The 24,892-nt window shown below is 65.4% G+C and carries 20 protein-coding genes; 7 read left to right on the top strand and 13 right to left on the bottom strand.

Annotation, left to right across the window (positions count from 1 at the left end; genetic code table 11):
* Positions 1–52 precede the first annotated feature (52 nt).
* From ACVWZ5_RS22235 to ACVWZ5_RS22225, 3 genes are all read right to left on the bottom strand, one after another.
* Positions 53–1,297, bottom strand: a complete 1,245-nt coding sequence (locus tag ACVWZ5_RS22235; protein ID WP_457340855.1) for a lipoprotein-releasing ABC transporter permease subunit — start codon at positions 1,295–1,297, stop codon at positions 53–55.
* A gap of 62 nt (positions 1,298–1,359) precedes the next feature.
* Complete coding sequence (lolD, locus tag ACVWZ5_RS22230; RefSeq protein WP_186600556.1) at positions 1,360–2,043, bottom strand: lipoprotein-releasing ABC transporter ATP-binding protein LolD; 684 nt, start codon at positions 2,041–2,043, stop codon at positions 1,360–1,362.
* A 7-nt stretch (positions 2,044–2,050) separates the two neighbouring features.
* Positions 2,051–3,301: a lipoprotein-releasing ABC transporter permease subunit gene (locus tag ACVWZ5_RS22225; RefSeq protein ID WP_028692727.1), complete on the bottom strand. Its 1,251-nt coding sequence runs from the start codon at positions 3,299–3,301 to the stop codon at positions 2,051–2,053.
* A 93-nt stretch (positions 3,302–3,394) separates the two neighbouring features.
* Between ACVWZ5_RS22225 and ACVWZ5_RS22220 the strand changes: the two genes are divergently transcribed.
* Positions 3,395–3,979, top strand: a complete 585-nt coding sequence (locus ACVWZ5_RS22220) for a PilZ domain-containing protein (RefSeq protein WP_062574607.1) — start codon at positions 3,395–3,397, stop codon at positions 3,977–3,979.
* A gap of 32 nt (positions 3,980–4,011) precedes the next feature.
* Positions 4,012–4,728 (top strand): glycerophosphodiester phosphodiesterase, encoded by a 717-nt coding sequence (locus tag ACVWZ5_RS22215; protein ID WP_457340854.1) that lies wholly within the window; start codon positions 4,012–4,014, stop codon positions 4,726–4,728.
* A 48-nt stretch (positions 4,729–4,776) separates the two neighbouring features.
* Here the strand turns inward: ACVWZ5_RS22215 and sthA are convergent, their stop codons facing one another.
* The 3 genes from sthA to ACVWZ5_RS22200 form a co-directional block, all read right to left on the bottom strand.
* On the bottom strand, positions 4,777–6,171 hold the full coding sequence (sthA, locus tag ACVWZ5_RS22210) for a Si-specific NAD(P)(+) transhydrogenase (RefSeq protein WP_023631920.1): 1,395 nt from the start codon (positions 6,169–6,171) through the stop codon (positions 4,777–4,779).
* A 203-nt stretch (positions 6,172–6,374) separates the two neighbouring features.
* Positions 6,375–7,373: an FAD:protein FMN transferase gene (locus ACVWZ5_RS22205; protein ID WP_457340860.1), complete on the bottom strand. Its 999-nt coding sequence runs from the start codon at positions 7,371–7,373 to the stop codon at positions 6,375–6,377.
* Positions 7,374–7,476: 103 nt separating this feature from the next.
* Positions 7,477–8,940 (bottom strand): glyceraldehyde-3-phosphate dehydrogenase, encoded by a 1,464-nt coding sequence (locus tag ACVWZ5_RS22200; protein WP_036986701.1) that lies wholly within the window; start codon positions 8,938–8,940, stop codon positions 7,477–7,479.
* Between the two features lie 167 nt (positions 8,941–9,107).
* Here ACVWZ5_RS22200 and mfd point away from each other — a divergent pair, with 167 nt between their 5' ends.
* From mfd to ACVWZ5_RS22185, 3 genes are read left to right on the top strand one after another with little or no spacing between them, the layout of a single operon-like run.
* Positions 9,108–12,557 (top strand): transcription-repair coupling factor, encoded by a 3,450-nt coding sequence (gene mfd, locus ACVWZ5_RS22195; protein WP_028692732.1) that lies wholly within the window; start codon positions 9,108–9,110, stop codon positions 12,555–12,557.
* Between the two features lie 9 nt (positions 12,558–12,566).
* Positions 12,567–13,127, top strand: coding sequence for a CsiV family protein (locus tag ACVWZ5_RS22190; RefSeq protein WP_062574611.1), 561 nt, complete (start codon positions 12,567–12,569; stop codon positions 13,125–13,127).
* A 1-nt stretch (position 13,128) separates the two neighbouring features.
* Positions 13,129–16,440, top strand: a complete 3,312-nt coding sequence (locus tag ACVWZ5_RS22185; protein WP_084941385.1) for a DEAD/DEAH box helicase — start codon at positions 13,129–13,131, stop codon at positions 16,438–16,440.
* 54 nt (positions 16,441–16,494) lie between these two features.
* Here the strand turns inward: ACVWZ5_RS22185 and nagZ are convergent, their stop codons facing one another.
* Positions 16,495–17,493 carry a beta-N-acetylhexosaminidase gene (gene nagZ / locus ACVWZ5_RS22180; protein ID WP_196590219.1) on the bottom strand — a complete coding sequence of 333 codons (999 nt, stop codon included), beginning with the start codon at positions 17,491–17,493 and terminating at the stop codon, positions 16,495–16,497.
* Positions 17,494–17,684: 191 nt separating this feature from the next.
* The gene (locus tag ACVWZ5_RS22175) at positions 17,685–18,389 is read right to left on the bottom strand and encodes a TetR/AcrR family transcriptional regulator (RefSeq protein WP_028692735.1); all 705 of its coding nucleotides are present in this window, start codon (positions 18,387–18,389) and stop codon (positions 17,685–17,687) included.
* A gap of 219 nt (positions 18,390–18,608) precedes the next feature.
* Between ACVWZ5_RS22175 and lexA the strand changes: the two genes are divergently transcribed.
* Positions 18,609–19,217, top strand: a complete 609-nt coding sequence (gene lexA / locus ACVWZ5_RS22170; protein ID WP_028692736.1) for a transcriptional repressor LexA — start codon at positions 18,609–18,611, stop codon at positions 19,215–19,217.
* A 13-nt stretch (positions 19,218–19,230) separates the two neighbouring features.
* Complete coding sequence (gene sulA / locus ACVWZ5_RS22165; RefSeq protein WP_062574613.1) at positions 19,231–19,707, top strand: SOS-induced cell division inhibitor SulA; 477 nt, start codon at positions 19,231–19,233, stop codon at positions 19,705–19,707.
* Positions 19,708–19,758: 51 nt separating this feature from the next.
* Here the strand turns inward: sulA and ACVWZ5_RS22160 are convergent, their stop codons facing one another.
* From ACVWZ5_RS22160 to fadA, 5 genes are all read right to left on the bottom strand, one after another.
* Complete coding sequence (locus ACVWZ5_RS22160; protein WP_023630868.1) at positions 19,759–19,992, bottom strand: hypothetical protein; 234 nt, start codon at positions 19,990–19,992, stop codon at positions 19,759–19,761.
* A 51-nt stretch (positions 19,993–20,043) separates the two neighbouring features.
* Complete coding sequence (locus ACVWZ5_RS22155; protein WP_062574614.1) at positions 20,044–20,565, bottom strand: DUF6586 family protein; 522 nt, start codon at positions 20,563–20,565, stop codon at positions 20,044–20,046.
* A gap of 109 nt (positions 20,566–20,674) precedes the next feature.
* On the bottom strand, positions 20,675–23,284 hold the full coding sequence (gene topA, locus ACVWZ5_RS22150) for a type I DNA topoisomerase (RefSeq protein ID WP_280070543.1): 2,610 nt from the start codon (positions 23,282–23,284) through the stop codon (positions 20,675–20,677).
* A gap of 100 nt (positions 23,285–23,384) precedes the next feature.
* A complete protein-coding gene (locus ACVWZ5_RS22145) occupies positions 23,385–23,636 on the bottom strand; it encodes a DUF1653 domain-containing protein (RefSeq protein WP_028692740.1) in 252 nt (83 codons plus the stop codon).
* 78 nt (positions 23,637–23,714) lie between these two features.
* Positions 23,715–24,890, bottom strand: a complete 1,176-nt coding sequence (fadA, locus tag ACVWZ5_RS22140) for an acetyl-CoA C-acyltransferase FadA (RefSeq protein WP_050704829.1) — start codon at positions 24,888–24,890, stop codon at positions 23,715–23,717.
* Positions 24,891–24,892: the final 2 nt, after the last annotated feature.

The following is a 24,892-nucleotide window of genomic DNA, read 5'->3' as shown; positions in this document are numbered from 1 at the left end:
CAAGTTCCGATATGAAGGTGGGCGTGGGAGCTGGCTTGCCCCGCGATAGCGCTTACTCGTAACGCAACGCCATCGCCGGTTCGATCTGCGAAGCGCGGTACGCAGGATAGAGGGTCGCCAGGAAGCTCATCACCAGCCCGGCCACGCAGATGATCGCCACGTCGCCCCACTGCAGCTCCGAGGGCAGGCTGCTGATGAAGTAGATGTCGGAGGTGAAGATGTGCTGCCCACTGACTCGCTCGATCCAGCCGACCACGGCGCTGACGTTCAGTGCCAGGATCACCCCGAGCACGCCACCGATCAGCGTGCCGACGATGCCGATCAGGCTGCCCTGGACCATGAACGTGCCCATGATCTGCGCCGGCGTCGCGCCGATGGTGCGCAGGATGGCGATATCCGCGCCCTTGTCGTTCACCACCATCACCAGGGTGGCGATGATATTGAAGGCAGCCACGGCGATGATCATCATCAGCAGCAGGCCGATCATGGTCTTTTCCATTTTCATGGCGCTGAACAGGCTGCCCTGGGTGTGCGACCAGTCATCGGCACGGTAGCCGTCGCCCAGCCCCGCAGCGATGGCCTTGGACACCTGCGGCGCAGCGTACAGGTCATGCAGCTTCAGGCGCACGCCCTGCACCTGGCCCGGCGCCCAGCGCTGCATCTCGCCGGCATCGGCGATATGGATGTAGGCCTGGGAGCCATCCAGCTCGGCGCCGACCTTGAAGATGCCGACCACGGTCAGGCGCTGCATGCGCGGGGTGATGCCGCCCGGCTCCTTGCTGATCTCCGGAACGATCAGGGTCAGCTTGTCGCCGGTGTTCAGGCGAAAGCGTCGCGCCGTCAGTTCACCGATGACCACGCCGTACTCGCCCGGCACCAGGTCCTGCAGGCTGCCCTGGACGATATGCTGGGTGACGATGGAGACCTTGCCCTCCTCGGCCGGGTCGATGCCGGCGACCTGGATCGGCTGCATCGCCCCCTTGTACGAGAGCATGCCCTCCATCTCGGTGATCGGCGCCACGGCCATCACCGCCGGGTTGCTTTCGGCGGTGCTGGCGACCTTGCGCCAGTCGTCCAGCGGCTGCGCGCCGAGAACCGCGGCATGGGGCACCAGGCCCAGCACGCGCGAGCTCATCTCGCGCTGGAAGCCGTTCATCACCGAAAGCACCGTGATCATCGCCAGCACGCCGAGCGACAGGCCGATCATCGAAGTCATCGAGATGAACGAGATGAAGTGGTTGCGGCGCTTGGCACGGGTGTAGCGGGCACCGATGAACAACGACAAGGGTCTGAACATGAACGAGGACACCCAAGTGAAAAATGAATCGGGGCCGCCTCAGGCCGCCCCATGCAGGCGACTCAGATCGCCACCAGGCGCCCGTCTTCCAGGCGCAGCACACGGTCCATCTGCCGCGCCAGGTTGAGGTCGTGGGTCACAACCAGGAATGCGGTCTGCGAGTGATTCGACAGCTCCTGCATCAGTTCCTGGATACCCTGGGCGGTGTGGTGGTCGAGGTTGCCGGTGGGCTCGTCGAGCATCACCAGGCCCGGGCGGTTGACCAGGGCGCGGGCGATCGCCACACGCTGGCGCTCACCACCGGACAGCTCGGCCGGCTTGTGATTCAACCGGTGCCCCAGGCCAACGCGCTTGAGCAGCGCCTCGGCACGCTCGCGGGCCTCGGCGATCGGCGTCTTGCCGATCAGCAGCGGCATGCAGGCGTTTTCCAGGGCGGTGAACTCTGCTAGCAGGTGGTGGAACTGGTAGACGAAGCCCAGGGCGCGGTTGCGCAGCAGGCCGCGGGCCCGCTCGCCCAGCGCCGACAGCTCCTCGCCGGCCAGCCAGACGCTGCCCTGGCTCGGCGTGTCGAGACCGCCAAGCAGGTTGAGCAAGGTACTCTTGCCCGAGCCCGAGCTGCCGACGATGGCCACCCGCTCGCCCGGATGCAGTTCGAGGTTCAACCCCGACAAGACCTGGACCGACTCCGGGCCTTCCTCGTAGCTCTTGCCCAGGTTGCGGCAGCTCAACACGGCTTTATCACTCATGCGCGACTCACTCATAACGTAGCGCCTCCGCCGGCTGGGTGCGCGAAGCGCGCCAGGCCGGATACAGGGTGGCGAAGAAACTCAGGACCAGCGCCGCACCACAGACCATGTACACGTCCTGGGCCTGGATCTGCGACGGCAGGTAATCGATGAAGTACACGTCGGCATTGAGGAACTTGTGCCCGATCAGGGTCTCGATGCCGGCGATGGCCGCACTCACGTTGAGCGCGCCGAGGATGCCCAGCACCGCGCCGATCAGCGTGCCGACCACGCCGATCACCGTGCCCTGGACCATGAAGATGGCCATGATCTGCCCAGGCGTGGCGCCCAGGGTGCGCAGGATGGCGATGTCGCCGCGCTTGTCGTTGACCACCATCACCAGGGTGGAAATGATGTTGAACGCCGCCACCGCGACGATCAGCAGCAACAGCAGGCCGATCATGGATTTCTCCATGCGGATCGCCTGGTACAGGTTGCCGTGGGTGCGGGTCCAGTCACGCGGGTAGAACTCCTGCTCGCCCAGCTGCTGGGCGATGGCCCAAGAGGCCCGCGGGGCCTGGAACAGGTCGTCGAACTTCAGGCGCACGCCCTGGACCTGGTCGGCCTTCCAGCGGTGCAGGCGCGACAGGTCGGCGATGTTGGTCAGGCCCAGGTAGCCGTCGATCTCACCGGCGCCGACATGGAAGGTGCCGACCACGGTAAAGCGCTTCATGCGCGGGAACATCCCCGCCGGGGTGACGCTGACCTCGGGGGCGACGAAGGTCAGCTTGTCGCCGATGCCCACGCCCAGCTTCTGCGCGGCCTTGTCGCCGATCATGATGCCCCACTCGCCCGGGGCCAGCTTGTCGAGGCTACCGTCAAGGACGAACTTGTCGATGATCGACACCTCGCGCTCGCGGGCCGGGTCGATACCGTTGAGCAGCACCTTCTGCACCTTGCCTTCATGGGTCAGCAGGCCCTGCATCTGGGTGAATGGCGCGACCGCCAGCACCTGCGGATTCTGCTTTACTTTAGAGGCGAGGGCCTGCCAGTCGTCGATCGGCTGGCCAGTCTCCAGCGTTGCGTGGGGAATCATCCCCAGCACGCGGGTACGCATCTCGTGGTCGAACCCGTTCATCACCGAGAGCACCACGATCATCACCACCACGCCCAGGGCGAGGCCGATCATCGAGGTGAGCGAAATGAACGAGACGAAGTGATTGCGGCGCTTGGCACGGGTGTAACGCGTACCAATGAATACGAATAGAGGTCTGAACATGTCGGGGCTTGTTCGGATGAAAGGGAACGTCCTTGTGGCGAGGCGCCTACGGCGGCTTTACACTCGGACCACCGCCGTAACCTTGGGTTCGCCATGACGACATTAGACGAAGAAGATCGCCGCGAATACTACCGCATCGAAGATCGGATCGCACTTCAAATCAGCCCCCTCAGCGCGGCCGAAGCCCTTGAAACAGAACTGTTGCAGGATGATTCCGAGCTGTTCAACCTGCTCAGCGAGCTGCACCTTTCAGACTTCGAGTCGCAGCACCTGTTGCGCCAGCTGAGCGAAAAAGACCGCACCCTGGCCGCCTTCCTGCGCGCCCAGAACAAACGCCTCGACCTGCTCAGCGCCGTGGTCGCCCAGACCCTGATCGGTGAAATCGGCCAGCCGCAAGCGGTGATCATCTCCGAAGGCGGCATCGAGTTCGCCCAGGCGCAGAAGATCGCCCCCGGCACTCGGGTCAAGGTGAAGATGGTGCTGATGCCGCGCGCCCATGGCCTGCTCCTGCGCGGCCGGGTCACCCATTGCGACCCGCGCCCGGATGGCGATTACGAGGTAGGTACCGAGTTCATCGACATGACCGACGCCCAGCGCCAGCTGCTGGCCCGCTACATCCTGCAGCGCCAGCAACAGCAACGACGCCAGGCGCTGGAACAGAACGACCCCGCTTCCTGAAGCCCTTTTCTCTCTGATTTGAAGGAACGAACGTGACCTTGATCTATGGCCACCGCGGCGCCAAGGGCGAAGCGCCCGAGAATACCCTGCAGAGCTTTCGCCAGTGCCTGTCCCATGGCGTGACCCGCTGCGAACTCGACCTGCACCTGTCGGCCGACAACGAGCTGATGGTGATCCATGATCCGACCCTCAAGCGCACCACTGGCCGGCGCGGCAAGGTGGTCGAGCACACCGCCGCCGAGCTGGTCACCTACGATGCGCGCAAGGGCGGCCCGGGCCATGTGCAGCCCTGCCCCATCCCGCGGCTCGAGGAGTTGTTCGAGAAGTGCCCGTTCGAGCACTGGCAGCTGGAGGTCAAGAGCGCCTCGCGCACCCGTGCCGCCAGCACCGTGCTGGCGATCCGCGAACTGGCCCAGCAGCATGACCTGCTGGACAAGGTGACCATCACCTCGAGCTCACGGGAAGTGCTGGGCGCCGCCCAGGAGCTGGTACCCGACATCAAGCGTGGACTGGTTGCCGAGTACGCCTGGCTCGACCCGCTGAAGGTCGCGCAGAACTACGACTGCGAGATGCTGGCGTTGAACTGGACGCTGTGCACCCCCGAACGCCTGATCAAGGCGCAGCGCCAGGGCCTGCATGTGTCGGTATGGACGGTCAACGAACCGGCGCTGATGCGCCGGCTCGCCGACTTTGGCGTGGACAGCCTGATTACAGACTTTCCCGGTTTGGCCAGGACCACCCTCGGGTAGGGCTGAAATCGGTCTCCCCGACCGGCTCAGGCCACCGGTCGGAGCCGCTCAAAAAAGCCGGTTCAGACCATCGTAGGCAGCTACCCGATAGGCCTCGGCCATGGTCGGGTAGTTGAAGGTGGTGTTGACGAAGTACTTCAGGTTGTTCTGTTCGCCCGGCTGGTTCATCACCGCCTGGCCGATGTGGACGATCTCCGAGGCCTGGTAGCCGAAGCAGTGCACGCCAAGGACTTCCAGGGTCTCGCGATGGAACAGGATCTTCAGCATGCCTTGCGGCTCGCCGGCGATCTGCGCGCGGGCCATGCTCTTGAAGAAGGCCTTGCCCACTTCATAGGGCACCTTGGCCTGGGTCAGTTCCTGCTCGTTCTTGCCGATCGAGCTGATCTCCGGAATGGTGTAGATGCCGGTCGGCACGTCGTTGACGAAGCGCCAGCTGCCGTTGTCGACGATGCTGCCGGCGGCCGAGCGGCCCTGGTCGTGGGCAGCGCTGGCCAGGCTCGGCCAGCCGATCACGTCACCGGCGCCATAGATGTTCGGCACGCTGGTGCGGTAGGTCTCGTCGACCTCGATCTGGCCACGGCTGTTGACCTTGATGCCGATGTTCTCCAGGCCCAGCTTGTCGGTGTTGCCGGTACGGCCGTTGCACCACAGCAAGGCGTCGGCCTTGATCTTCTTGCCCGACTTCAGGTGCAGGATCACCCCGTTGTCCAGGCCTTCGACGCGGTCGTATTCCTCGTTGTGGCGCACGGTGATGTTGTTGTTGCTGAAGTGGTAGCTCAGCGCCTGGGAGATTTCCGAGTCGAGGAAGCTCAGCAACTGGCCGCGGTTGTCGACCAGCTCGACCAGCACACCCAGGCCGCTGAAGATCGAGGCGTATTCGCAACCGATCACCCCGGCGCCGTAGACGATCAGCTTGCGTGGGGTGTGGCTCAGGCTGAGGATGGTGTCGCTGTCGTAGACCCGCGGGTGGTGGAAGTCGATGTCGGCCGGGCGATACGGACGCGAGCCGGTGGCAATGATGATGTGCTTGGCGTTGAGCTTCTCGACCACGCCGTTGGGGCAGACCACTTCGACGGTCTGCTCGTCGGCGAAGCTGCCGGTGCCGACGAACACATCGACGCGGTTGCGCGCGTAGTAGCCGGTACGCGAGGCAACCTGCTTGCTGATGACTTTCTCGGCGCTCTTGAGCACGTCGGGGAAGGAGAACCAGCGCGGCTCGCCGATGGCGCGGAACATCGGGTTGGTGTTGAACTGCATGATCTGCCGCACGGAGTGACGCAGCGCCTTGGACGGGATAGTGCCCAGGTGGGTGCAGTTGCCGCCGACCTGGCGACGGCTGTCGACCATGGCCACCTTGCGCCCTGCTTTGGCGGCGTTCATTGCCGCGCCTTCTCCGGCCGGGCCGGAACCCAGCACCACTACGTCGTAGTTGTAGACAGCCATGCGTACTCCTTCAGAACTGGCCCGCCGGCCGGATGGCCGCGGGGCGCGATCATGTCGCCGGGGCGCCATGAGAAAATTCGGGTGCAGTCTAATCAAGCGTGAACGCCGCGCACATTAACCCTTGGTCGCGTCGTAGGCCATTATTGCCTGCACTACATGTCGTTTCACCGCTTCCCTGGCATTGATCATCCGTGGCTTGCCTTTCACTCGCCTTTCACCACCCGCTCGAAGGCCGGCGTGGAACGGGAGACGAAACCACCCTCGACCCGGGTCACCAGTACCGCGGCAATGCCGTGGGCGACGGCGAAATCCCAGCCCTGCTGCGGCCCGAGGATCAACAGCAGGGTCGAGTAGCCGTCGGCCTGCAGCGCCGAGCCGTCGAGCACCGTCACCGCCGCCAGGTCGTGCTCGACCGGGCGCCCGAGATGGGCGTCGAAGGTGTGCGAATAGCGCCGGCCATTGTCCTCGAAATAATGCCGATAGTCACCCGAGGTCGACACGGCCATGTCCTCCACGTCGATGACCTGGCGGGCGATCTGGCGATCCTCGCGCGGCAGCTCCAGGGCCACCCGCCAGGCACTGCCGTCGGGCTTGCGGCCCACGACCTTGAGCTCGCCGGTGGCTTCGGCGAGAAACGCCTCGATGCCCATGCCGCGCAGGCGCTGGGCGATCAGGTCGACGGCGTGGCCAGCGGCGATGCTGTTGAAGTCCAGCTCGATGGGGGCGTCCTTGCACAGGGCGTCACCCTCGATGCGCAGGTGCCGGTAGCCCACACGCTCACGTGCACGTGCCAGCGCCTGCGGGTCGGGCACGTGCATCTCGCGGGCCTGCGGGCCAAAGCCCCAGAGGTCGAGCAGTGGCTCAACGGTGAGGTCGAAGGCACCCCGGCTCTGCTCGGCCAGGTGCTGGCCGAAGCTGGCCAGCTCGAACAGGTCGGCGTCGATGGGCAGGCACTGATTGGCCGGGAGCTGGTTGAAACGGCTGACGGTAGAGTCGCCGCGGTAGGTGGAGTAGCGGGCGTCGATGGCCTGGAGGATGGCCTCGACCTCGGCCTGGACCTGCTCGGGCGCAGGGCCGCCGGGTTGGCGCACGTACTGGATGCTGTAGCTGCTGCCCATGGTCGGGCCGCCGAAGCGCTCGAGGGTGGGGCCTTGATTGCAGGCTGACAGCAACAACAGGCAAAGCGGAAGAACTGTGCGCAACATGGATTTCTCGGATGACCGGCCCACAGCGACCGCGCTGATGCGAGGAGCAAAAAAAACGGGAACCCGAAGGTTCCCGTTTTTTCAACGCATTACAAGCGGATCAGCGTGGAAACGCTGGCGGGTTCACACCAGCCATGTCTTCCATCACGCGTACCACCTGGCAGCTGTAACCGAACTCGTTGTCGTACCAGACGTACAGGACAACGCGGTTGTCGTTGCAGATGGTCGCCTCGGCGTCGACCACACCGGCGTGGCGCGAGCCGACGAAGTCGGTGGACACCACTTCCTGGGAGCTGACGTAGTCGATCTGCTTGTGCAGCTCCGAGTGCATGGCGGTCTGGCGCAGGTACTCGTTCAGCTCTTCGCGGGTGGTGGCCTTCTCGAGGTTCAGGTTGAGAATGGCCATCGACACGTTCGGCGTCGGCACACGGATGGCATTGCCGGTCAGCTTGCCCTTGAGCACCGGCAGGGCCTTGGCGGCGGCGGTGGCGGCACCGGTCTCGGTGATGACCATGTTCAGCGGCGCGGCGCGGCCACGACGGCTGCCCTTGTGGAAGTTGTCGATCAGGTTCTGGTCGTTGGTGAACGAGTGAACGGTTTCGACGTGGCCGTTGACGATGCCGTACTGGTCGTTGATGGCCTTGAGCACCGGCACGATGGCGTTGGTGGTGCAGGACGCCGCCGAGATGATCTTGTCGTCGGCGCTGATGTCGCCGTGGTTGATGCCGTGCACGATGTTCTTCAGCGCGCCCTTGCCAGGTGCGGTGAGGATCACGCGAGCAGCGCCCGGGCAGGCCAGGTGCTGGCCGAGGCCGTCGGCGTCACGCCATACGCCGGTGTTGTCGACGATCAGCGCATCGTGGATGCCGTACTGGGTGTAGTCGACTTCGCTCGGGCTCTTGGCGTAGATCACCTGGATCAGGTTGCCGTTGGCGGTGATGGTGTTGTTGGCTTCATCGATGACGATGGTGCCGTCGAACGGACCGTGCACCGAGTCGCGGCGCAGCAGGCTGGCGCGCTTGACCAGGTCGTTCTCGGCGCCCTTGCGCACGACGATGGCGCGCAGGCGCAGGCCGTCGCCACCACCGGTCTTCTCGATCAGGATGCGCGCCAGCAGGCGGCCGATACGGCCGAAGCCGTACAGGACGACGTCGGTGCCCTTGCGTGCGGAAGCGTTCTGCTGACCCACGACGTCGGCCAGTTCGTCACGGACGAACTGCTCGGCGCTGCGGCCGTTGCCTTCGGCCTTGAACTTGTTGGCCAGCTTGCCCAGGTCCACCGAGGCGGCACCCAGTTTCAGCTCGCTCATGGCCTTGAGCAGGGGGAATGTCTCGTGGACGGACAGCTCGGTCTCGTCGGTCTGACGGTGACGGGCAAAGCGGTGGGCTTTGAGGATCGAGATAACCGAACGGTTGATCAGGCTGCGGCCATAGATCGAGCTCACCACGTTGTTGTTGCGGTAGAGCTGACCGATAAGCGGGATCATCGCTTCAGCCAGGGCTTCACGATCGATCCACTCACCAAGACACTGGTCGGGCTTCTGAGTCACGGTAACCTTCCACATGTAGGGGAACAAAAAAGGGGCTACATTATGACGCCCCTCGGCGTATCGGGCAATGAGCGCCTGTCGCCGACGCCAGACCCCGTCGTCATGCCCTCGCGAGCCTGACAGCGAGCCCCGGCACCGGTACAATCGACCTCTTTGCCGCATCGCTTGGAGTCCGATCTCCCGTGTCAGTTCTGCGCCTACCGCAAATGTCGGCCACGGCCGGCAAACAAACCTGGGGCAACCTGCCCGGCGCCGCCTTGAGCCTGGCCATCGCCGAGGCGGCCAGTACCGCCGGTCGCTTCACCCTGTTGCTGACCGCCGACAGCCAGGCGGCCGACCGCCTCGAGCAGGAGCTGCGCTTCTTCGCGCCGGCGCTGCCGGTGCTGCCGTTCCCCGACTGGGAAACCCTGCCCTACGACCTGTTCTCGCCGCACCAGGACATCATCTCCCAGCGCATCGCCAGCCTCTACCGGCTGCCGGAGCTGGACCACGGCATCCTGGTCGTGCCGATCACCACCGCCCTGCACCGCCTGGCCCCCACGCGCTTCCTGCTGGGCAGCAGCCTGGTGCTGGACGTCGGCCAGAAGATCGACGTCGAGCAGATGCGCACGCGCCTCGAGGCCAGCGGCTACCGCTGCGTCGACACGGTCTACGAGCATGGCGAGTTCGCCGTGCGCGGCGCGCTGATCGACCTGTTCCCCATGGGCAGCAAGCAGCCGTACCGCATCGACCTGTTCGACGACGAGATCGAGACCCTGCGCACCTTCGACCCGGAGTCGCAGCGCTCGATCGACAAGGTCGACTCGATCCGACTGCTGCCGGCGCGCGAGTTTCCCATGCAGAAGGACGAGGTGACGCGCTTCAAGGCGCGCTTCCGCGAACGCTTCGACGTGGACTTCCGCCGCAGCGCGATCTTCCAGGACCTCACCAGCGGCATCATCCCCGCCGGCATCGAGTACTACCTGCCGCTGTTCTTCGAAGAGACCGCCACCCTGTTCGACTACCTGCCGGCGGACACCCAGGTGTTCTCCCTGCCGGGCGTGGAGCAGGCCGCCGAGCATTTCTGGAACGACGTGCGCGGGCGCTATGAAGAGCGCCGCGGCGACCTCAGCCGACCGCTGCTGCCGCCGGCGGAGCTGTTCATGCCGGTGGAGGACTGCTTCGCCCGCCTCAAGCAATGGCCACGGGTGGTGATCGGTGCCGACGACGTCGAGCCCGGCGTCGGCCGCGAGCGCTTTCCGGCCCGCGCCCTGCCCAACCTGGCCATCGAGGCCAAGGCCAACCAGCCGCTGGCGGAACTGGCGAACTTCCTCGACCAGTTCCCCGGCCGGGTGCTGTTTACGGCGGAATCGGCGGGCCGGCGCGAAGTGCTGCTGGAGCTGCTCGAACGCCTGAAGCTGCGCCCGCACACCGTCGACGGCTGGGCCGACTTCGTCAATGGCGGCGAACGCCTGGCGATCACCATCGCGCCGCTGGACGACGGCCTGCTGCTGGACGACCCCAGCCTGGCCCTGGTCGCCGAAAGCCCGCTGTTCGGCCAGCGCGTGATGCAGCGCCGGCGCCGCGAGAAACGCGGCGAGGCGGCCAACGACGCGGTGATCAAGAACCTCACCGAGCTGCGCGAAGGCGCCCCGGTGGTGCACATCGACCATGGCGTGGGCCGCTACCTGGGCCTGGCGACCCTGGAGATCGACGGCCAGGCCGCCGAGTTCCTCACCCTCGAATACGCCGAGGGCGCCAAACTCTACGTGCCGGTGGCCAACCTGCACCTGATCGCCCGCTACACCGGCAGCGACGACGCCCTGGCGCCTTTGCACCGGCTGGGCTCCGAAGCCTGGCAGAAAGCCAAGCGCAAGGCCGCCGAACAGGTGCGCGACGTCGCCGCCGAGCTGCTTGACATCTATGCCCGCCGCGCCGCGCGCAAAGGCTATGCTTTCGCCGACCCGGCCGCCGACTACGCCACCTTCAGTGCCGGCTTCCCGTTCGAGGAAACCCCCGACCAGCAGGCCGCCATCGAGGCGGTACGCGCCGACATGCTCGCCGGCCAGCCCATGGACCGCCTGGTCTGCGGCGACGTCGGCTTCGGCAAGACCGAAGTGGCCATGCGCGCCGCCTTCATCGCCGTGCACAGTGGCCGCCAGGTGGCGGTGCTGGTACCCACCACCCTGCTCGCCCAGCAGCACTACAACAGCTTCCGCGACCGCTTCGCCGACTGGCCGGTGAAGGTCGAGGTGATGAGCCGCTTCAAGTCGGCCAAGGAAGTCGCCAGCGCCGCGGCGGAACTGGCCGAAGGCAAGATCGACATTCTCATCGGCACCCACAAGCTGCTGCAGGATGATGTGCGCTTCAAGGACCTGGGCCTGGCCATCATCGACGAGGAACACCGCTTCGGCGTGCGCCAGAAAGAACAGCTCAAGGCCCTGCGCAGCGAAGTGGACATCCTCACCCTGACCGCAACGCCGATTCCCCGCACGCTGAACATGGCGGTGTCGGGCATGCGCGACCTGTCGATCATCGCCACTCCGCCGGCCAGGCGCCTGTCGGTGCGCACCTTCGTCATGGAGCAGAACAAGAGCACGGTCAAGGAAGCGCTGCTGCGCGAACTGCTGCGCGGCGGCCAGGTGTACTACCTGCACAACGACGTCAAGACCATCGAGAAGTGCGCCGCGGAACTGGCCGAACTGGTGCCCGAGGCGCGCATCGGCATCGGTCACGGGCAGATGCGCGAGCGCGAACTCGAACAGGTGATGAGCGACTTCTACCACAAGCGCTTCAACGTGCTGATCGCCTCGACCATCATCGAGACCGGCATCGACGTGCCCAGCGCCAACACCATTGTCATCGAGCGCGCCGACAAGTTCGGCCTGGCCCAGCTGCACCAGCTGCGCGGCCGGGTCGGGCGCAGCCACCACCAGGCCTATGCCTACCTGCTGACGCCGCCGCGCCAGCAGATCAGTGCCGATGCCGAGAAACGCCTGGAGGCCATCGCCAACACCCAGGACCTGGGCGCGGGCTTCGTCCTGGCCACCAACGACCTGGAGATCCGCGGCGCCGGCGAACTGCTTGGCGAAGGCCAGAGCGGGCAGATCCAGGCCGTCGGCTTCACCCTGTACATGGAAATGCTCGAGCGCGCGGTCAAGGCCATCCGCAAGGGCAACCAGCCGAACCTCGAGCAGCCGCTGGGCGGCGGCCCGGAGATCAACCTGCGCCTGCCGGCGCTGATCCCCGAGGACTACCTGCCCGACGTGCATGCACGCCTGATCCTCTACAAGCGCATCGCCTCGGCGGCCGACGAAGAGGGCCTCAAGGACCTGCAGGTGGAAATGATCGACCGCTTCGGCCTGCTGCCGGAGCCGACCAAGAACCTGATGCGCCTGACCCTGCTCAAGCTGCAGGCGGAAAAGCTCGGCATCAAGAAAGTCGACGCCGGCCCCAACGGCGGCAAGCTCGAGTTCGAGGCCGAGACCCCGGTCGACCCGCTGACCCTGATCAAGCTGATCCAGGGCCAGCCCAAACGCTACAAGTTCGAAGGCGCGACCCAGTTCCGCTTCCTGGTGCCGATGGAACGCCCCGAAGAACGTTTCAACACCCTGGAAGCGCTGTTCGAGCGCCTCACTCCACAAAATCCATAAGGAAGCTTCATGCGTGCCATCCGTTGCCTGACCCTGCTGCTGGCCCTGCTCGCGCCGGCTGCCTTCGCCGCAGGCCCCTACCAGGTAGAAATGATCCTGGTGCGGCAGAACGCCGTGCCGGCGATCACCAGCCCCTTCGCCCCGGAAGACTGGAGCGCCGGCGCGCCGCGCCTGGAAAAAGGCGCCGAGCGTCCAACCGGCTTGGGTGATGAAGTCACCCGCCTGCAGGCCACCGCCGACTACACCGTGCTGCTGCACAAGGCCTGGCAGCAGGACACCGAGACTGTCGCCCTGGGCGCCGGCGACGAACAGTTCGGCCACTTCCCCATCGAGGGCAACCTGAGCATCAGGGAAGATCGCTTCATCGCCGTCGACGCCAACTTCTGGGTCAACCAGCTCGACGGCAACGGCAGCGTGCTGCAGAGCGAACAGCTCAAGCAGAACAACAGCAACATGAAGGCCGGCCAGCTGACCTTCTTCGATGGCGGTCACCTGGCGCTGCTGCTCAGGGTTTCGCCGGCCGGCATGCGCAAGATCCCACTGCCGGACCCGGAAATGATGGAGCAGTGACGTGAACGCCGATGTGCAGAAGCTGGCAGCCGAGAACCCGAGCTGGAAGCGCGACTTTTCCGCAGCCACCCTGCAACGGGGCGAACGGTACGCCGAACAGGGCCTGGTGCAGATCCAGTCCCACGGCGACTCGCGCATCGAATCCACCTGCCACGGCAGCGGCGGCAACGTCTACCGCCAGCGGATCATCATCACTGCCGGCCCCTCCGGGCAGTGCCATGTGCGCGGCGACTGCTCCTGTCCGGTCGGCACCAACTGCAAGCACTGCGCCGCCGCGCTCTATACCCTGGCCAACAGCTACGGACACGTCGCGGCCAACGGCGACCAGCTGCCCCATCACCTGCAGCACTGGCTGCAGGGGCTGGAGCCGCCTACGCCGCGACAAGACGCCACGCAGGACAAGCGCGGCCGCATGGTCTGCTACCAGCTGATACTCAACGACGACCAGAGTTGCGCGCTGCGTGTGCGCAAAGGCAGCCGCGAAGAGCACGGCATTCGCTACAGCCGCGTCCAGTCGCTGTACGAACTGCTCTACGAGCCGCCGAAGTTCGTCAAGGACGAGGACCTGCGCATCCTGCGCCAGCTCTCGGCGCAGACTGCACCCTACGGCCATGAGCGCGGTTATCCACTCAAGGGACACGAAGGCGGCGAGCTGCTGCAACGGGCACTGGACACCGGGCGCATGATGTTCATCGAAGGCCTGCCCCTGCTGATCCCGGGCGCGCCCCGCCAGGCAGCGTTCCGCTGGGTACGCCTGGACAACGGCGACTATCGCGGCCTGTGGTACAACGGCGAGGTACCGCTCGATTGCGTGCTGCCGCTGGTGCCGCTGTACTACTTCGACATCGACACCCAGGAAGTCGGCACCGTTTCCCACGACCTGGATCCGCACACCGCCCTGCAGCTGTCCCTTGCTCCCGATGTACCGGAACACCTTATCGTGCCCCTCAGCCACAAGCTCAACGCCCTCAATCATCAACTGCCGACGCCCACTACCGTGCAACAGGAACAGCTCGACAACATCGAGCCGATCCCGCACCTGACCCTCGGCAGCCTCGAGTTCAGCGCCTACACGCCCAAGACCGGACGCATGCAACGGCAGATGCAGCACCGCGCCGCGCTGGCGTTCGACTACGACGGCCTGCGCGCCAGCGGCGGTGAAGACAAGCCACTGAGCCGCCTGGTGGGCAGCACCAGCCAGCGCATCCGCCGCCAGCCCCAGGCCGAGCAGGCCCTGCGCAAGGTGTTGCGCGAGCAGGGCTTCAAGCCCGCCACCCGCCAGAGCAAGGCCCTGCCTGACAGCGCCGGTGAAATGTACCAACTGCCCGACGACGAAGCCTGGCTGCGCTTCGCCCGCGAAGGCCTGCCGCGCCTGCGCGAGGCCGGCTGGGCCATTGACGTGCACCGCGACTTCGCTTTCAACCTGCACGAGGTCGACGACTGGTACGCCACCATCGACGAGGCGCCGGGCCACGAATGGTTCGACCTGGAGCTGGGCATCGTCGTCGACGGCCAGCGCCACAGCCTGCTGCCAATAGTCCTGCAGCTACTACGCGCCAGCCCCGAGCTGCTGCGCCCCAGCGAGCTGGCGCGGCGCAGTGACGATGAACACCTGCTGATCGACCTCAACCGCGCCCGCCACGACAGCCCGGCGCTGCGGGTCGCCCTGCCCTACGGGCGGATCAAGGCGGTGATGGGCACCCTGGGCGAGCTGTACCTGCATGAGGACGCCAGCGGCCCGAGCCTGCGCCTGGAGCGCGCCGACGCCGCGCGCCTGAACGACATCGACCACCTGCCACTGCAATGGCAAGGCGGCAGCCATGTCCGCGACCTGGGCCGGCGCCTGCGTGACGCCCGCGACCTGCAGGTGACGCCGCCCAAGGGCCTGAACGCCAGCCTGCGCCCCTACCAGCAGCAAGGCCTGAACTGGCTGCAGGCCCTGCGCGAAATGGGCACCGGCGGCATCCTTGGCGACGACATGGGCCTGGGCAAGACCCTGCAGACCCTGGCCCACCTGCTACTGGAGAAGGAATCCGGGCGCCTGGTCCACCCGGCACTGGCGGTGATGCCCACCAGCCTGGTGCCCAACTGGCTCGACGAGGCCCGGCGCTTCGCCCCCGACCTGCGCATCCTGGCCCTGCACGGCCCCGGTCGCAGCAAGCACTTCGCCAACCTGGCCGACTACGACCTGGTACTGACCACCTACGCCCTCGTCCCTCGCGACCTGGAACACCTCAAGGCCCAGCCCTGGCACCTGCTGGTACTGGACGAGGCGCAGAACATCAAGAGCAGCACCAGCAAGGCCGCCCAGGCGGTGCGTGAGCTGCAGGCCAGCCAGCGGCTGTGCCTGACCGGCACCCCGATGGAGAACAACCTCGGCGAACTGTGGTCGATCTTCCACTTCCTGATGCCCGGCTGGCTGGGTGACAGCAAGCGCTTCACCCAGGACTACCGCACCCCGATCGAGCGCCACGGCGACGCCGAGCGCATGGCCCACCTGGCCAGCCGCATCCGCCCGTTCCTGCTGCGCCGTACCAAGGAGCAGGTGGCCACCGAGCTGCCGGCCAAGACCGAGATGATCCACTGGGTCGAGCTCAGCGACGCCCAGCGCGACACCTACGAGGCGGTACGGGTGGCGATGGACAAGAAGGTCCGCGACGAAATCGCCCGCAACGGCGCCGCCCGCAGCCAGATCGTCATCCTCGACGCGCTGCTCAAGCTGCGCCAGGTGTGCTGCGACCTGCGCCTGGTCAAGGGCACCGAGGCCAAGGGCACATTCGCCGACAAAGGCAAGCTGGGCAGCCTGCTGGAAATGCTCGAGGAGCTGCTCAGCGAGGGGCGCAAGGTACTGCTGTTCTCGCAGTTCACCTCGATGCTGGCGCTGATCGAGTTCGAGCTGGAGAAGCGTGGCATCCGCTACAGCCTGCTGACCGGCGACACCCGCGACCGCCGCGCACCGGTACAGCAGTTCCAGGACGGCGACAGCGAGGTGTTCCTGATCAGCCTCAAGGCCGGCGGCACCGGACTGAACCTGACCGCCGCCGACACCGTGATCCACTACGACCCGTGGTGGAACCCGGCCAGCGAAAACCAGGCCACCGACCGTGCCTACCGTATCGGCCAGGACAAGCCGGTGTTCGTGTTCAAGCTGATCACCCGGGGGACGGTGGAGGAGAAGATCCAGCAGTTGCAGCAGGAGAAGGCGGCGCTGGCGGCCGGGCTGCTCGATGGCGGCCAGGCCGGGCAATGGCGGCTGGGGGATGAAGAGATCGAGGCGCTGTTCGCGCCGTTGCCGGGTAAACGAAGTAAATAAAAGCCCGCCCCACGAGCCCCCAGGGCTTCGCTGGAACGGGCTTGCCCCGCAAGGTCAATCGACCAGTTGGGCTTCCTTCAACGCCCCCAGCGCCTCCAGCCAACGCGGCTGCTGGCGGTAATCGGTACGCGCAAAGCCCTGCCCGCGCATCCGCGCGATCCGCGGCGACGGCTTGACCTTCATCCGCTGCGCCGCGCTCAACGCCAGTTCAGCCGCCGCCCGGTCGTTGCACACCAGGCCCATGTCGCAGCCGGCGCTCAGAGCCGCCTCGATACGACTGGCGGCATCACCCACCACATGGGCGCCGGCCATGGACAGGTCGTCGCTGAAGATCACCCCTTCAAAGCCCAGCTCGCCCCGCAGGATGTCCTGCAGCCAGCGCCGGGAGAAGCCGGCCGGCTGGTTGTCGACCTGCGGATAGATCACGTGGGCCGGCATCACCGCCGCCAACTGGCCACCCAGGCGGGTGAACGGCACCAGGTCGGCCGCGCGCAGCTGCTCCAGGCTGCGCTCGTCGACCGGGATCGCCACATGGGAGTCGGCCTCGGCCCAGCCGTGGCCGGGGAAATGCTTGCCGCAGGCAGCCATGCCCGCGGCGTTCATGCCGCGGATGAACGCACCAGCCAGCGCGGTGGCACGCTGTGGATCGCCTTCGAAGGCGCGGCTGCCGACCACGGCGCTGCGCTGGTGATCAAGGTCCAGCACCGGAGCGAAGCTCAGGTCCAGGCCCACCGCCAGCACCTCGGTGGCCATCAGCCAGCCGCACTGCTCGGCCAGGTACTCGGCATTGGCGTTGTCGGCGATCGCGCGCATGGCCGGCAGGCGCACGAAGCCCTGGCGCAGGCGCTGGACCCGCCCGCCTTCCTGGTCCACGGCGAGGATCAGTTCGGGACGGATGGCGCGGATCGACGCGCACAGCTCGCGCACCTGGCGCGGACTGTCGATGTTGCGGGCAAAGATGATCAGGCCGGCCACTTCGGGCTGGCGCAACAAATGGCGGTCTTCGGCGGTCAGCCATTTACCGGCGATATCCACCATCAGGGAGCCTTGCAGGCTGGCAGTCATAGGGAGTCCTTCATGGGAGGTCCAGGGGCGCTTCGCCGTGGCGCAGGCACACGCAACCATCGGACAACGAACTGCCCGATGGTTCAGTGGCGAAGCGGCCGTGGTGGCGGAAAATGCGGCGGGAGACAAGGTCTGGCATGGGCGTTAGCTTAGCGCAAGCGCCCTGCCCCGCCCAGTGCTCAGGCCTTGGCGGGGGCGGCGGACTTGCTGCGCGGACGCAACTGCGCCGTGGCCATGGCCTCGTCGGTGACGCCGCTGTCGGCGCGCATGCCGGCGGCCAGGAACGGCACCATCAGGCGCATGACCTGCTCGATCGAGGTGTTGATGCCGAAATCGGTCTCGGCGATGGCCCGCAGGGCCTTGATCCCCGACATGCTGAACGCCGCGGCGCCAAGCATGAAGTGCACGCGCCAGAACAGCTCCAGCGGCGGAATACGCGGCGCGGCCTCGTTGACCAGCAGCATGTAGCGGCGGAACACCTTGCCGTACATGTCTTCCAGGTAGCGCCGCAGGTGGCCCTGGCTCTGGCTGAAGGCCAGGCCCAGCAGGCGCATGAAGATCGACAGGTCGTTGTTGCTGCGCGGCTGCACGGCCAGGGCCTGCTCCACCAGCATTTCCAGCAGTTCCTCAAGCGAGGCCTTCTGCTCGGGACGCGCCTGGCGGCGCTCCAGCTCGCGCTCCAGGCTTGCGCAGAACGGCCCCAGGAAGCGCGAGAACACCGCCTGGATCAGGGCTTTCTTCGAACCGAAATGGTAGTTCACCGCCGCCAGGTTGACCCCGGCCTTGCTGGTGATCAGCCGCAATGAGGTTTCCGCGAACCCGCGCTCCGCGAACAGCTGCTCCGCCGCATCGAGGATGCGTTCAACGGTTTCCGATTGGGCCATGACTACTCCGCCTGACAAACAGTTGTTTGAAACATACGTTTCAGGCCTGCCAATGTCAAGGCTGGGTGACCGGTCGGTCGCCATTTAAAAGCGCCAAGAGTCAGGCTGCAAGCGACAAGATGCGTCGGCCATCCGATCTTTCTTGGTCCGGGTGGGTTGCAGGCTGCGAGCCACTGTATATAATCCCAGTCACTGTATAAAAAGACAGAGCCCTCGCCCATGCTGAAACTGACGCCACGCCAAGCCGAGATTCTGGCCTTCATCAAGCGCTGCCTCGAAGACAACGGCTTCCCGCCGACCCGCGCCGAGATCGCCCAGGAGCTGGGCTTCAAGTCGCCCAACGCCGCCGAGGAACACCTGAAGGCCCTGGCCCGCAAGGGCGCCATCGAGATGACACCCGGCGCTTCCCGCGGCATCCGCATTCCCGGCCTGGAGCCGAAAAGCGACGACAGCGGCCTGCCCATCATCGGCCGGGTCGCCGCCGGCGCGCCGATCCTCGCCGAGCAGCACATCGAGGAATCCTGCAACATCAACCCGGCCTTCTTCCATCCCCGCGCCGACTACCTGTTGCGCGTGCACGGCATGAGCATGAAGGACATCGGCATCTTCGACGGCGACCTGCTGGCCGTGCACACCACCCGCGAAGCCCGCAACGGCCAGGTGGTGGTGGCCCGCATCGGCGACGAAGTGACCGTCAAGCGCTTCAAGCGCGAAGGCAGCAAGGTCTGGCTGCTCGCCGAAAACCCCGAATTCGCCCCCATCGAAGTCGACCTGAAAGAACAGGAGCTGGTGATCGAGGGCTTGAGCGTCGGCGTCCTGCGCCGCTGAACCAGGAGGCGCCATGCAGCCGTTCACCCATGCACCCCAGCAAGCCCAGCTGCCGCTGTTCGAAGCCTTTCTCGCCCAGCCGGTGCTGCCTGGCCTCAAGCCCGCCCCGACGCCGCGCAAGAGCAGCCAGCCCGAGCTGTTTAGCGAACTGACCCTGCGCGGCGCACCCGGGCATTGCCAGAGTCTGCTGGCACCGGTCCTGCGAGAACTCAGCGAAGAAGACGAGAGCCGCTGGCTGACGCTCATCGCCCCGCCCGGCAGCCTCACCCAGGCCTGGCTACGCGATGCCGGCCTGAACCGTGAACGCATCCTGCTGCTGCAACCCGGTGGCAACCAGACCGCCCTGCAACTGGCCTGCGAAGCCTTGCGCCTGGGCCACAGCCACACGGTGGTCAGCTGGCTAGGCACCCTGAATAGCAATGCTCGTCAACAGCTCCAGCGCGCCGCCGCCAGCGGAAACGCACAAAGCCTGAACATCCGCCTCGGCTGATGTTCAGGCTTTGCCTGTCAAACGCTTGAAACCCTGGGCCTGTAACCTGCCTCAGTGAAGGACGCGTGGCCCCTCTTCACGTTCGAAGTCACCCTCGACGAGGCGACCGGCCATCTGCACACCGACGCTGAGCATGGCCTTGGCCACTTCCACATGCTGTCCTTGCAGGAATGCCTTGGCATCCTCGGAGAAATCCAAGGTCACCAGGGAGCCTTCATCTTCGGCGCGGCGCAGCTCGATCCGGCCATCAGGCAACTCGACAATTTCTAGAAAGGACGTTGACATAAAGGGCCTGCTTTTCACGAAAGGCCAGTAGTGTACCAGCCATGGCGGCAGTCAGCACTCACTCAGCGCTTCGCGGAAGCGTCTCACCAGGCTTTTCAGATTCTGCCGCCAGGCTTCGAGCTCCTCGCGGGAAAGCTCGGCTGGCTCGCGCGCGTCCAGATTGACGGCTTGGATCAGCGGTTGGGTGACGTCGCCCTTCACGGTTTTCTGCGCGACCGGCGGTCGGAACAAATCGGCATAAGCGGCCAGCAGACGCGCCAGCCAGGTTTCCGGCTGACGGGCGAGCTCCAGCAGCTCGGCCATTTCCGGGATCGCCACGCTCTGCAGCACCTCGTCACTGAACAGCAGCTCGGCCCGTGGCGCTGAAGCCTGCGGCAAGCGGTAGAAGCCGGCGATTTCGTGGCACAACCCCAGCAGTGCGCCATACAGGTGGAACAGCGCCGATTCGCGCTCGGCCTGGAGCAGACCCTGGGCGTTCATGGCCTGGCTGTCGGCGGCCTTGGCCATGGATTCCAGGGCAAGGCCGGCGAAGAACAGTTTCTGGTTGGTGCGGGTGTAGAGTTCCTGGGCCATTTCGGCTGACTCCTGAAGGCTGCAAGGCGATTGCCTGCAGTTTCAGGGATTGCGCTTTGCTTGTCATCAAATGACTGGGGCCGCTTCGCGGCCCCAGTCACAACTTAGATCAGCGCTTGTCTTCGACCTTCCACGCCTTGCCGTCGTAGAACGCCTTCCAGCCGGTCGGCTTGCCGTCGACCTCGGACTGCACGTACTGCTCCTTGGTCTTGCGGCTGTAGCGAATCACCGCCGGGCGCCCGTCCGGGTCCTTCTGCGGCGCTTCGCAGAGGAAGTGGTACTTCGGATCGATCTCGTGCTTGTGCGGAACGATCTCCAACACCAGCGGCGCACGGGTCTCGCGGTTCTTCGGGAACTGGCTGGCAGCCAGGAACAACCCCGAGGCGCCGTCGCGCAGCACGTAGGTGTCGTCGACCTTCTCGCACTTGAGCTCCGGCATGTCCACCTTGTCCATCTTCGGCGGCGCTGCCTCGCCGCTCTTGAGCAACTTGCGGGTGTTCTTGCAGGTGGGGTTGGTGCAGCCGAAGAACTTGCCGAAACGACCGGTCTTGAGCTGCATCTCACTGCCGCACTTGTCGCACTCCAGGCTCGGGCCTTCGTAGCCCTTGATGCGGTAGCTGCCCTCCTCGATCTCGTAGCCAGCGCAGTCCGGGTTGTTGCCACAGATGTGCAGCTTGCGCTTCTCGTCGAGCAGGTAGGCGTCCATCGCAGTGGAGCAGATCGGGCAACGGTGCTTGCCCCGCAGCACCAGCGACTCGGACTCGCCCTCGTCGTCGGCAGCGATCTCGTCGCCCGGCACCAGGTTGACCGTGGCCTTGCAGCGCTCCTTCGGCGGCAGGCTGTAACCCGAGCAACCAAGGAACACGCCGGTGGAGGCGGTACGGATCATCATCGGCCGGCCGCATTCCTTGCAGGCGATGTTGGTCAGGGTTGGCTGGTTGGCCCGCATGCCGTGCTCGGTGGACTCGGCAGTCTGCAGCTTCTTGCTGAAGTCGCCATAGAACTCGTCAAGGACGTTCTTCCAGTCACGCTCGCCCTGGGCCACGTCGTCGAGGTTCTCTTCCATGCCGGCGGTGAAGCCGTAGTCCATCAGGTTGGCGAAGCTCTCGGACAGGCGCTCGGTGACGATGTCGCCCATCTTCTCGGAGTAGAACCGACGGTTGTGCAGGGTAACGTAGCCACGGTCCTGGATAGTCGAGATGATCGCCGCGTAGGTCGACGGCCGGCCGATGCCGCGCTTTTCCATTTCCTTGACCAGGCTCGCTTCGGTGAAGCGCGCCGGTGGCTTGGTGAAGTGCTGGCTGGGATCGAGCTGGATCAGCTTGAGCGCCTCGCCCTGGGCCATTTCCGGCAGCACGTCGTCCTCGCCCGGCTTGCTCTGCTGCGGCAGGACGCGGGTGTAACCGTCGAACTTGAGGATGCGGCCCTTGGCACGCAGCTCGAACTCGCCGGCCACCACGGTGACGCTGGTGGACAGGTATTGCGCCGGCGGCATCTGGCAGGCCAGGAACTGGCGCCAGATCAGCTCGTACAGGCGCTCGGCGTCACGTTCCATGCCGCTGAGCTTGGTCGGATGGGTGTTTACATCCGACGGACGAATCGCCTCGTGCGCCTCCTGGGCGCCTTCCTTGCTTCCGTAGACGATCGGCGCGGCGGGCAGGTACTGCTTGCCGAATTCTTTCTCGATGTAGCTGCGCGCCATCTCGACCGCGTCGGTCGACAGGTTGGTCGAGTCGGTACGCATGTAGGTGATGTAGCCGGCTTCGTACAGACGCTGGGCCATCATCATGGTCTTCTTCACCCCGAAGCCCAGGCGGTTGCTCGCGGCCTGCTGCAGGGTGGAGGTGATGAACGGCGCCGAAGGCTTGCTGCTGGTCGGCCGGTCCTCGCGCTTGCTCACGCTGTAGCTGGAGGCCTTGAGCTTCTCCAGCGCGGCCATGGCCTGGGCTTCGTTGAGCGGCTTGAAGGCCTCGCCCTTCTCGCGAGCCACCTCGAAACGCACCTTGGCGTTCTTGGTGGTGCCCAGGTCGGCGTGGACTTCCCAGTACTCTTCCGGATTGAACGCGCGGATCTCGCGCTCACGCTCGACCACCAACTTTACCGCCACCGACTGCACACGACCTGCGGAGAGGCCGCGGGCGATCTTGGCCCACAGCAGCGGCGAGACCATGTAGCCGACCACGCGGTCGAGGAAGCGCCGCGCCTGCTGGGCGTTGACCCGGTCGATATCGAGCTCGCCCGGCTGGGAGAAGGCTTCCTGGATAGCCTTTTTGGTGATCTCGTTGAACACCACGCGCTTGTAGCGGCTGTCGTCGCCGCCGATGGCTTCGCGCAGGTGCCAGGCAATGGCTTCCCCCTCGCGATCCAAGTCGGTTGCGAGATAGATGGTGTCGGCATCCTTGGCCAGGCGGCGCAGCTCCTCGATCACCTTCTCCTTGCCGGGAAGGATCTCGTACTTGGCCTTCCAGCCCGCTTCCGGATCGACGCCCATGCGCGCGACCAGGGTGCGGCGCGCCTTCTCCTTCGGCGACAAGGCCGGGGCCTCGGCCGCGGTCTTGCCGCGCTTGGCCGCCGGTTCCTTGCTCGCACTGGCGGAACCGCTGGTGGGAAGGTCACGGATGTGGCCGATACTCGACTTCACCACGTACTGGCTGCCCAGGTACTTGTTGATGGTCTTGGCCTTGGCCGGGGATTCCACAATGACCAGCGATTTGCCCATGGATCGGAGTATTCCTGAATCTGAAGATGAAAAACGCGTCAGGTGCCGGACGCGGCACCGCTATATATAGTGGCAAAAGAGTGAGGTCAAGCGTGGTCGATCACTCGTGCGCCTTGCCAAGCCGCTCGCCCAGCCCCTCTTCGGCCTTGACCAAAGCAAAGCGTGGCACCTGCTCGCCGTCAACCTCGACGGACTCCTGGAACATCGAAAGTGGCCTGACCCAGTAGCTGTAGTCACCATACAGGCACTGGTAGAAGACCATCCATTCTTCGCTTTCGGAATGCCGCGCCGCACTGAACACGCGGTATTCAGGGCCTTTGTAATGCCGGTACACACCAGGTTGTATCTGCATGTCGCTCGCCCTCTTGAACAAATCCTGTAAAAAACAAAAGCCGGGGCACATGGCCCCGGCTGCTGTCCCGCAACGCGATCAGACGCGTTCGAAGACAGTGGTGATGCCTTGGCCCAGGCCGACACACATGGTGGCGACGCCCAGGGTACCGCCATTTTGCTTCATGACGTTGAGCAGGGTGCCGGAGATCCGCGCACCGGAGCAACCGAACGGGTGGCCCAGAGCGATGGCGCCGCCGTGCAGGTTAACCTTCTCATCCATCTTGTCGAGCACTTTCAGGTCCTTCAGCACCGGCAGGGCCTGTGCGGCGAAGGCTTCGTTGAGCTCGAAGAAGTCGATGTCGGCGATGGTCAGGCCAGCGCGCTTGAGGGCTTTCTGCGTCGCCGGGACCGGGCCGTAGCCCATGATCGCAGGGTCGACACCGGCCACCGCCATCGAGCGAATCACCGCCAGTGGCTGGATCCCCAGGTCCATGGCGCGCTGGCCGGACATGACGATCATGCACGAGGCGCCGTCGGTGATCTGCGAGGAGGTACCCGCGGTGACGGTGCCACCTTTGGGGTTGAACGCAGGCTTGAGCGACGCCAGGCCTTCGAGGGTGGTTTCCGGGCGAATGGTCTCGTCGTAGTCGAAGACCTTCAGGAAGCCGTTCTCGTCGTAACCCTGCATCGGGATGATCTCGTCCTTGAACTTGCCCTCGACCGTCGCCTTGTGGGCGAGCTGGTGCGAACGCAGGCCGAACAGATCCTGTTGCTCACGGGTGATGCCGTGCATCTTGCCGAGCATCTCGGCGGTCAGGCCCATCATCCCGGAAGCCTTGGCGGCGTGCAAGGACATGTGCGGGTTGGGGTCGACGCCGTGCATCATGCTGACGTGGCCCATGTGCTCGACGCCACCGACCACGAAAACATCACCGTTACCGGTCATGATCGCCTGGGCGGCGGTGTGCAGCGCGCTCATCGACGATCCGCACAGGCGGCTGACGGTCTGGGCGGCGGAGGTGTGCGGGATCTGGGTCATCAGCGACGCCATGCGGGCGATGTTCCAGCCCTGCTCCAGGGTCTGGTTGACGCAGCCCCAGATCACGTCCTCGACTTCCTTCGGATCGACCTTGTCGTTGCGCTCCAGCAGCTTGCTGATCAGGTGCGCGGACATGTCCTCGGCGCGGGTGTTGCGGTGCATGCCACCCTTGGAACGACCCATCGGCGTGCGACCGAAGTCGACAATCACCACGTCTCTTGGATTCAGGCTCATAT

The organism is Pseudomonas sp. TE6283 (assembly GCF_054060555.1).
The sequence above is the reverse complement of the archived record's forward strand: the minus strand, read 5'-3'. Positions and strand labels throughout refer to the sequence as shown.

What these genes read in the sequence shown, in the direction of transcription:
- topA (WP_280070543.1), bottom strand. Translation starts at nt 23,284, where the DNA reads ATGGGCAAATCGCTGGTCATTGTGGAATCCCCGGCCAAGGCCAAGACC.
- ACVWZ5_RS22155 (WP_062574614.1), bottom strand. Translation starts at nt 20,565, where the DNA reads ATGGCCCAGGAACTCTACACCCGCACCAACCAGAAACTGTTCTTCGCC.
- ACVWZ5_RS22220 (WP_062574607.1), top strand. Translation starts at nt 3,395, where the DNA reads ATGACGACATTAGACGAAGAAGATCGCCGCGAATACTACCGCATCGAA.
- ACVWZ5_RS22145 (WP_028692740.1), bottom strand. Translation starts at nt 23,636, where the DNA reads ATGCAGATACAACCTGGTGTGTACCGGCATTACAAAGGCCCTGAATAC.
- sthA (WP_023631920.1), bottom strand. Translation starts at nt 6,171, where the DNA reads ATGGCTGTCTACAACTACGACGTAGTGGTGCTGGGTTCCGGCCCGGCC.
- ACVWZ5_RS22175 (WP_028692735.1), bottom strand. Translation starts at nt 18,389, where the DNA reads ATGGCCCAATCGGAAACCGTTGAACGCATCCTCGATGCGGCGGAGCAG.
- ACVWZ5_RS22225 (WP_028692727.1), bottom strand. Translation starts at nt 3,301, where the DNA reads ATGTTCAGACCTCTATTCGTATTCATTGGTACGCGTTACACCCGTGCC.
- lexA (WP_028692736.1), top strand. Translation starts at nt 18,609, where the DNA reads ATGCTGAAACTGACGCCACGCCAAGCCGAGATTCTGGCCTTCATCAAG.
- sulA (WP_062574613.1), top strand. Translation starts at nt 19,231, where the DNA reads ATGCAGCCGTTCACCCATGCACCCCAGCAAGCCCAGCTGCCGCTGTTC.
- ACVWZ5_RS22200 (WP_036986701.1), bottom strand. Translation starts at nt 8,940, where the DNA reads ATGTGGAAGGTTACCGTGACTCAGAAGCCCGACCAGTGTCTTGGTGAG.
- fadA (WP_050704829.1), bottom strand. Translation starts at nt 24,890, where the DNA reads ATGAGCCTGAATCCAAGAGACGTGGTGATTGTCGACTTCGGTCGCACG.
- ACVWZ5_RS22160 (WP_023630868.1), bottom strand. Translation starts at nt 19,992, where the DNA reads ATGTCAACGTCCTTTCTAGAAATTGTCGAGTTGCCTGATGGCCGGATC.
- ACVWZ5_RS22235 (WP_457340855.1), bottom strand. Translation starts at nt 1,297, where the DNA reads ATGTTCAGACCCTTGTCGTTGTTCATCGGTGCCCGCTACACCCGTGCC.
- ACVWZ5_RS22190 (WP_062574611.1), top strand. Translation starts at nt 12,567, where the DNA reads ATGCGTGCCATCCGTTGCCTGACCCTGCTGCTGGCCCTGCTCGCGCCG.
- lolD (WP_186600556.1), bottom strand. Translation starts at nt 2,043, where the DNA reads ATGAGTGATAAAGCCGTGTTGAGCTGCCGCAACCTGGGCAAGAGCTAC.